This is a genomic window from Streptomyces sp. LS1784 (genome assembly GCF_020103755.1).
In the GTDB taxonomy this organism is placed as follows: domain Bacteria; phylum Actinomycetota; class Actinomycetes; order Streptomycetales; family Streptomycetaceae; genus Kitasatospora.
This window is the reverse complement of sequence record NZ_JAHSQD010000402.1, coordinates 1-7551: the sequence shown is the minus strand read 5'-3', so window position 1 is coordinate 7551 and position 7551 is coordinate 1. Positions and strand designations below refer to the sequence as shown.

The 7551-nt window shown below is 73.1% G+C and carries 8 protein-coding genes and 1 pseudogene; 3 read left to right on the top strand and 6 right to left on the bottom strand.

Annotation, left to right across the window (positions count from 1 at the left end):
* Positions 1-175: 175 nt before the first annotated feature.
* Together KS423_RS32575 and KS423_RS32570 are read left to right on the top strand one after the other, a co-directional pair.
* Entirely contained in the window at positions 176-1069 is an 894-nt protein-coding gene (locus KS423_RS32575; protein ID WP_224283357.1) for an alpha/beta fold hydrolase, read from the top strand.
* Between the two features lie 5 nt (positions 1070-1074).
* Entirely contained in the window at positions 1075-1740 is a 666-nt protein-coding gene (locus tag KS423_RS32570; protein WP_224283356.1) for a 4'-phosphopantetheinyl transferase superfamily protein, read from the top strand.
* Positions 1741-1965: 225 nt separating this feature from the next.
* On the opposite strand, the gene KS423_RS32565 is transcribed toward KS423_RS32570, so the two are convergent.
* The 3 genes from KS423_RS32565 to KS423_RS32555 all read right to left on the bottom strand — a co-directional run bounded on the left by KS423_RS32565 (position 1966) and on the right by KS423_RS32555 (position 4897).
* Positions 1966-3123 (bottom strand): GDSL-type esterase/lipase family protein, encoded by a 1158-nt coding sequence (locus KS423_RS32565; protein ID WP_224283355.1) that lies wholly within the window; start codon positions 3121-3123, stop codon positions 1966-1968.
* A gap of 102 nt (positions 3124-3225) precedes the next feature.
* Positions 3226-3804, bottom strand: coding sequence for a TetR/AcrR family transcriptional regulator (locus KS423_RS32560; protein ID WP_224283354.1), 579 nt, complete (start codon positions 3802-3804; stop codon positions 3226-3228).
* Positions 3805-3889: 85 nt separating this feature from the next.
* The gene (locus KS423_RS32555; RefSeq protein ID WP_224283353.1) at positions 3890-4897 is read right to left on the bottom strand and encodes an AraC family transcriptional regulator; all 1008 of its coding nucleotides are present in this window, start codon (positions 4895-4897) and stop codon (positions 3890-3892) included.
* A 202-nt stretch (positions 4898-5099) separates the two neighbouring features.
* Between KS423_RS32555 and KS423_RS32550 the strand changes: the two genes are divergently transcribed.
* Entirely contained in the window at positions 5100-5567 is a 468-nt protein-coding gene (locus KS423_RS32550) for an anthrone oxygenase family protein (protein WP_308020276.1), read from the top strand.
* 70 nt (positions 5568-5637) lie between these two features.
* Here KS423_RS32550 and KS423_RS32545 read toward each other — a convergent pair whose 3' ends face one another.
* The 3 genes and pseudogenes from KS423_RS32545 to KS423_RS32535 form a co-directional block, all read right to left on the bottom strand.
* A complete protein-coding gene (locus KS423_RS32545) occupies positions 5638-6333 on the bottom strand; it encodes a polysaccharide deacetylase family protein (protein ID WP_224283351.1) in 696 nt (231 codons plus the stop codon).
* Positions 6334-6509: 176 nt separating this feature from the next.
* Complete coding sequence (locus KS423_RS32540) at positions 6510-7112, bottom strand: DUF1772 domain-containing protein (RefSeq protein WP_224283350.1); 603 nt, start codon at positions 7110-7112, stop codon at positions 6510-6512.
* A 179-nt stretch (positions 7113-7291) separates the two neighbouring features.
* Positions 7292-7551 (bottom strand): annotated as a pseudogene (locus KS423_RS32535) (NmrA family transcriptional regulator); the annotation flags it as partial.

The window sequence follows — 7551 nt, the reverse complement described above, 5'->3', positions numbered from 1 at the left end:
CCATCACCTTCACCACCACACCCCACCACCTCGCCAAACTCCTCAACAAACTCACCAACCTCACCACCAAACACACCACCGCCACCCAAAACGCCCTCACCAACCTCCACCACCACCTCAACAACCAAAACCCCGAATAGAAGAACCGAAAACAACACCGGAAAAGGAGGCCCCCGTGACCATCACCGAAATCCCCGCGCTCCCCGCCCCGCACGCCGTCACCACCACCGACCACGCCGCGACCACCGACGATCACGCGCACCTCGCCATCACGGTCCACCAGCCGGGCGAGCCCGACCCGAGCCGCCCGCTGGTGCTGCTCGTCCACGGCTGGGCAGCCTCCCGGACCGTGTGGCACGCCACCGCGCACCAACTTGCGGCGGCCGGGCACACGGTGGCCACGTACGACCAGCGGGGTCACGCCTCGTCGACGTCCGGGCGGGAGCCGATCAGCATCGAGCGGCTGGCGCGGGACCTGGACACCGTCGTGGGGACGCTCACCACGCCGGAGCGGCCGGTCGTGGTGGTGGGGCACTCCGGCGGGGGGTACGCGGCACTGGCCTGGGCGGCGGGGCTGTCCGCCGGGCGGGGTGGCGCAACCAGCAAGCGGCTGGCGGGGCTTGTGCTCGTGTCGACTGCTTCGCACGGGCAGAACACCCCGGCGAACGAGGTCAAGATGATGGGGTCGAAGCTGTTCAGCCGGGCGCTGCGGACCCCGTGGCTGGGACGTCGACTGCTCGGAGGGACGCACGCGCCGGGTGCCTCACTGCCCGCTCGGGAGGCCAACCGTCGGCTGTTCGCCGCCACCTTGCCGGCGACCCGGGCCGCCTGTTTCGCGTCGACCCAGGAGATGGACCAGCGCGCGGGCCTGGCCGGGATCACTGCGCCGACCGCGGTCATCACCGGCACCGAGGACAAGATCGTGAAGCCCGTGTTCAGCCAGGAGCTCGTCTCGGCACTGCCGCACGCCGAGCTGCACCGGATTCCCGACACCGGCCACATGGTGCCGTTGGAGACTCCGCAGCACATCGCGCACCACACTCACCTGCTGGTCACGGCCGGCCGCTGACGACCGTGACCACCACCGCCCCGGCCGGCGTCCTGGCCGCGCTGCTCCCGCCCCACGTCCACTGCGCCGAGGCCTTCGGCGCCCCGGCCGAGGCCCGGCTGCTGCCGCTGGAGGCGGCGTACATCCACGACCGATCACCGCGCCGCCGCCGGCAGTTCGCCACCGCCCGGACGCTCGCCCGCCAGGCCCTCGGCGCTCTCGGGCACCCGCCGGTGCCGCTGCTACCCGGTCCGGGAGGGGCGCCCCGGTGGCCGGCGGGCGTCACGGGCAGCATCACCCACACGGACGGGTACACGGCTTGCGCCGTCGCGGGCACCGGGCACCTCGCCTCGCTCGGGATCGACGCCGAGCCCGCCCGGCCGCTCCCCCGGGGTGTGCTCCAGCTGGTCAGCAGTGAAGCCGAGCGGGGTGGCCTGGCCGTGCTGCCCGAGGGCTGCGTCCCGTGGGACACCGTCCTGTTCAGTGCCAAGGAGGCCACCTACAAGGCCGTCCATCCGCTGACCGGCACCTGGGCGCCGCTCGCGGCCATCCCCGTCACCGTGCACGCCGACGGCACCTTCACGGCCCGGCACCCGCACCATCCCGCCGTCCGCACGGGCTCCTGGGTCGTGCACCGCGGCACGGTCGTCACCGCGCTCGCGCTCCCGCCGTACCGGGCGGCCGCCGCCTGAGGCCTCCGGTGGCGGTTCGAGCACCCGTGACGCCCGTAGCCATGCGAGCGCGCCCACTCCACGAGCCCCGCCCCTCGCCCGGCATCGGCACGGCTGATGCCGGGCGGGGCGCGGCTGTGGGGTGTCGCGCCGGTCACGCGTTCGCGCTGCGGCCGGCGAGCCTGGCCGTCCTGTTGTGCAACGGCTTCACCGTCGGTTCCGTCAAGGGGACTTGGCGGACGCGGCTCACGGGGCCAGCGCGCCGCCGGGGGTGAGAGCGAGTCGGGCGAAGCGCTCCGCGATGAGCTGGTGGGCCTCCGGGGAGGGGTGGAGGCCGTCGGGGAGCGGGTGGGCGTCGTGGTCGGGCTCGCCGTAGAGGGCCAGGCCGTCCAGGTGGTGCAGGTGGTGGTCGCCGTCGGCCCGGCGCTGGGCGACGATGCGGGCCAGTTCGGCGCGGATGACGGTGAGGGTGAGCCGGCCGGCGGCGACTTCGGCGGGGTCACCGGTCGCGCGGAAGCGCAGGGTGCCGCTGCTGAAGTCGGGGGCGAGCGGGCCCGGCACGGATTCGTGGAGCGGGCAGAGCAGCGGGGAGACGACCAGCAGCGGTGTGGTCGGGTGGCCGTCCCGGATGGTGTCCAGGAAGCCGTGAACGGCCGGAGTGAAGGCGCGGAGCCGCATCAGGTCGCTGTTCACGAGGTTGATGCCGAGTTTGAGGCTGATCAGGTCCGCTGGGGTGTCGCGGATGGTGCGTGCGATGAAGGGGTCGAGCAGGGCGCCGCCGCCGAAGCCGAGGTTGGTCAGGTCCAGCCCGGCGCTGTTGGCCGCCAGGGCGGGCCAGGTGCCGGTGGGGTGGGCGGCGTTGGAGCCGTGGCTGATCGAACTGCCGTGGTGCAGCCAGCGCTTGCGGGTGCCGGTCGGGATCGGCTGAATCGGTGCGTCGGTGTCGAGTGCGATCAGCTCGGTGGTCTCGGTGTGCGGGAGCCAGATCTCGACGGTCTTGTCCCGCTCCGGCAGGCCGGTGAACCGGGCGCTGCCGGACGGTCCTTCGGTCAGTTCGAAGCGGCCGGTGGCCAGGTCGACGGTGCGCAGGTTGCCGCCGGGAACGCCGGCTTGCGCGGTGAGCCGGCCGTCCACCAGGAGGTCGTGGACACCGTCCGGGACGTTCGGGACGCCCGGGTAGGCGCGTTTGGTGGGGACGGCGTGCAGCGTGATCGTGGTGGCGCGGGTGCGGAAGGCCAGCCGGACACCCGAGGGCTGGGACTCGGCCATCGCGAGCTGCTCGTCCGGGATCTGCCGGCGGGCGCCCGCGGGCAGGCGGTGCGGCAGCAGGCCGCGGCGGGTGTGTTCGACGTCGAGGTGGCCGTGGAGGAGGTCCTCGGTGACGGGGGTGGTGATCGTCGTCATGATGCTCTTCGGGTCGTCGGGTCGTCGGGTTGTCACATACGTCGCATGCATCTCGCGAGGCGTACGAGTCGCACGGCCCGCATGCCTCGTACGAGAGGCCGGTCAACCGGCCGTACGGGCTCCGCCCGCGCGCAGCAGGGCGTCGAGGGAGTCGATGATCCAGTCCCAGGACTGCTGCGCGTCGACTGCGGTGTGGCTGAACCCGCCGGCCGCCTCCAGACTGATGTAGCCGTGGAAGACGCTGCCGAGCATGCGCACCGCGTGGGTCTGCTCCGGCTCGGTCAGGTCGTAGCCGCGCAGGATCGCCCTGGCCATCTGGGCGTGCCGGACGCCCGCGCCGGCGGCGGCCGTCACGGCGTCCAGGCGCAGGCGGGTGGCGTCGTAACGGCCGGGGTGGCGGGCCGCGTAGTCGCGGTAGGCGTCCGCGAAGGACGCGAGCGCGTCGCGGCCCGCCCGGCCGGCAAGGGCGTCGGCGACCAGGTCGGCGAGTTCCTCCAGGGCGTGCAGGGCGATCCGGGTCTTGAGGTCCTGGGAGCTCTTGACGTGGGAGTAGAGGCTGGCCGTCTGGACGCCGAAGCGGCGGGCGACCGCGGCGACGGTCACCTGGTCGAAGCCGACCTCGTCGGCGAGCTCGGCGCCCGCGACGACCAGGCGTTCGACGGTCAGTCCTGCCCTTGCCATGTGCGTTCTCCCGTCCGGTCACGTCGGTGATCTACGGACAGTATGGAATTGCCTAAACTGTTTAGGCAACTGGAGAACGGCTCGGTCAGCCCGCCAGGATCACCGTCTCCGCCGGCCCCGAGAAGCCCGCCGGCTGCGCCGGGGCGCCCGTGGCGGCCAGCCGGCGGTGCTCCTGCGGGCTGATGCCGCGCACCCGCTTGAACGCCGCCGAGAGGGCGAAGGCGTTGCTGTAGCCGACCTTGCGGGCGGCGAAGGCGACGGTGCACTCGGGCTCGCGCAGCAGGTCGGCGGCGACCGCCAGGCGCCAGCCCGCCAGGTAGGCCATCGGGGGCTCGCCGACCAGGGCGGTGAAGCGGCGGGCCAGGCCGGCCCGGGAGACCCCGACCTGCTGGGCCAGCTCGGCGACCGTCCAGGCGGTGGCGGGGTCGTCGTGCATCAGCCGCAGCACCGGGCCGACCACCGGGTCGTGCTGGGCGCGGTACCAGGCGGGGGCGCCGGAGTCGGGGGCGGCCAGCCAGGCGCGCAGCACGGAGACCACCAGGAGGTCCAGGATGCGGTCCAGGACCAGCTCCTGGCCGGGCTCGTTGCGCCCTATCTCGGCGGCCAGCAGGTGCACCAGGGTGTCGTCGGCGCCGGTGCCGGCCGGACGGACCAGCAGCGCGGGCAGGCAGCCGAGCAGCCGCTGGCCGATCTCGTGCTCGGCCTGGTAGGTGCCGGACAGCACCACCGAGGAGGCCTGGTCGCCCTCCCGGCCCTGGCCCCAGGTCCGGACGCCGAGCGACATCACCTCGGAGACGTCCACCCCGCCCTTGGTGCAGACCTGGCCCGGGCCGACGATCACGTCCACCGGGGTGTCCGGGTCGTCCGCCACGGTGTACGGCTCCGGGCCGCGCACGATCGCCACGTCCCCGGGGTGCAGCAGCAGCGGGGTGCCGCGCTCGGGCAGGATCCAGGCGTCGCCGCGGACCATCGTCACCACCGAGAGCGGAGCCCGGTCCTCGATCCGCAGCGACCACGGCGGGGTGAGGATGGAGCGCAGCAGGAACGCGCCCCGGGCCTTGGGGCCGTCGAGGAGTCCCGTCAGAGTGTCCATGGCGTCAAGTCTAGACGGCAGGACATCATTTGACGTCTTGTCATTTGAGAGACTCTTGAGCGATCGAGGTGGCTCGCGCCGCTCAAATGCCGGATGATCTGCCCACGGGGTACGGACTGGACACGGCGACTGCGGTACCGCGATACCGACAGCGAGAAGTGAGGGGCTCACGACGATGGAAACGGCACGCACACTCGTCCTGGTGGCGGCCACTGTCACCTGTGGACTGACCGCAGGACTCTTCTACGGCTACTCGTGCTCGGTCATGCCCGCACTCGCGCGGGTCGAGGACCGGACCTTCATCGAGGTCATGCAGCGCGTCAACGTGGCGATCCTGAACGGCTGGTTCGTCCTCGGCTTCGTCGGCGCCCTGCTCGCCACCGCGGCCGCGGTCGCCCTGCACCTGCCCTCGGACGGGCACGACGTCCTGCCCGCGACCATCGCCGCGCTGGTGCTGTACGTCGCGATGATCGGGGTCACCCGCTCGGTCAACATCCCGCTGAACGACGAGCTCGAAGCCGCCGGTTCGGCCCAGCGGATCACCGACCCGGCCGCGGTGCGCAGCCGGTTCGAGGCCCGCTGGGTGCGCTTCAACGTGCTGCGCGCTCTGCTGTCGACCGGCGCGCTCGCCTGCCTCGCCTGGGCGCTCGTCCTCAACGGGCGGAGCTGACCGGGCCCGGACCCGCTCGACGGGCAGGCCCGACCACGCCGCCCGTACCCGCCACCCTCTGCGGCCGGACTCAGCCGCAGAGGGTGGCGAAGCCGTACCCGCGCGCCTTGAGCGTGGAGATGATCGCCGGCAGCGCGGCCACCGTCTGGCTGCGGTCGCCGCCACCGTCGTGCAGCAGGATCACCGAGCCGGGCCGGACGTTGTTCAGCACCCGGGACCGGATCGCGGCCGTACCGGGGCGGGACCAGTCCGCCGGGTCCACCGACCAGAGCACGACCTGCTTGCCGAGCGCCGCGGCCTTCGAGCGCACCGTGCTGTTGACCGCGCCGTACGGCGGGCGCAGGCAGCTCGGGGTGCGGCCGGTCTGCGCACGGATGGCCTTGTCGGTGTCGGCCACCTGCGCGTTGAGCGCGGTGGCGGAGAGCTTGCGCAGGTCCGGGTGCGACCAGGAGTGGTTCTGCACGCTGTGTCCCCGCCTGGCGACCTGCGCGGTCACCGAGGGGTGGGCGGCGACGTTCTGTCCGATCTCGAAGAAGGTCGCGCGCACTCCGTACCGGTCGAGCGTCGCCAGGACCTTGGGGGTGTAGGCGGGGCTGGGGCCGTCGTCGAAGGTCAGGTAGACCACCTTGCCGCCCTTGGTGCCGGCCGCCTCCGCCTCCGCGGCGGGCAGGGCGACCGCCGCCCCCGCCGCCAGGGCCACGACGAGCGCGCCGATCGCGGTCCTGAGCCTGCCAACTTCCTTGCGCCTGCCGGGTCGTACGGACATGCCTGCTCCCTGCGGTCGGAACTCCGTGCACCGGCCAGTCTGCTCCCGACGGCCCGTCCACCGCGACCCGCCGTCGGTCGCGAGCGAACGGAATCGGCCAGCCGGGCACCGGGTGCCGCCGGCATGCCGAAGGCCCCCGGCGGGGTTCCGTCGGGGGCGGTGGGCGGGGGCGGCGTTCAGCGCTCCGCGCGGCCGTGCAGCACCAGGGAGCGGGTCAGCGCGAGCAGCCCGCCGGTGCAGAGCGCGGTGCGGAGCATGTTGACCGGCACCCAGGTGTCCGCGAACTTGGCCCGCACGGCGGCGAGGTCGTGGATCTGCGACACGTCGCCGGCCGCCGCCAGCTCGTTGTTGAGCGGGATGTTGACGCCCATGGTGACGATCAGCGCCACCACGTACAGCACCGTCGCGGCCGCCGCCCACAGCGCGGCCCGGCGCCGGCCGGCCTTGTGCTGGAGCCAGGCGGCGATGCCGGTGGCGAGGAAGGCGCCGATGAAGACCAGGCCGAACAGCCCGTTCCCGTCGATCGACTTGTTGATGTGCTGCATCGCCGTCACGTAGGTCCCGTCGTCGCCCGCCGCCAGGCCCGGCATCACCGAGACGTCGAAGGCGAAGAACAGGCCGGCCATCAGGCCCATCGCGATGGTGGCGCCCACCAGGAGCGGCCCGGCGGCCTTGCTCCGGGTGGCGGGCACGGCCGGGGCCGTGCCGCCCGGCGCGAGGCCGGTGAAGGACTGTGCAGCGGTGTAGGAAGCTGGGGTCGCGGTCTGATTCGAGCGCATCGGTATTCCTTCGGTTTCCCCGGTCCCCGCCCGACGCGGGGACCCTCCCGGTGTCCGGGCCGCCGGCCTCCTCACCGCTCCCGGCCGCGGCCGGGTGGTCGGTCAGGTGGTCGGCGCCGCCCGGCACCGACGATCAACTGGACTGCCGTACGGACGGCAGGTGTTGCTCTTCTGGCTGGTCACGCGTTCCACACGCCCGAGGCGGCGGCCTCGCGGGCGTAGTCGGCGAAGTCCCTCGGCTCACGGCCCAGCGCCCGCCGCACACCGTCACCCAGCGACGCGTTGCGACCGTCCAGGATCATCGAGAACAGTTCCGCGAAGTCCGCCGGCAGCCCCGCCGCCTCCAACACCTCCCGGTACGCCTCCTGCGAGACCGCCTCGAACCGCACCTCACGCCCCACCGCCGCCGACAGCTCCACCGCCACGTCCGCGAACGACA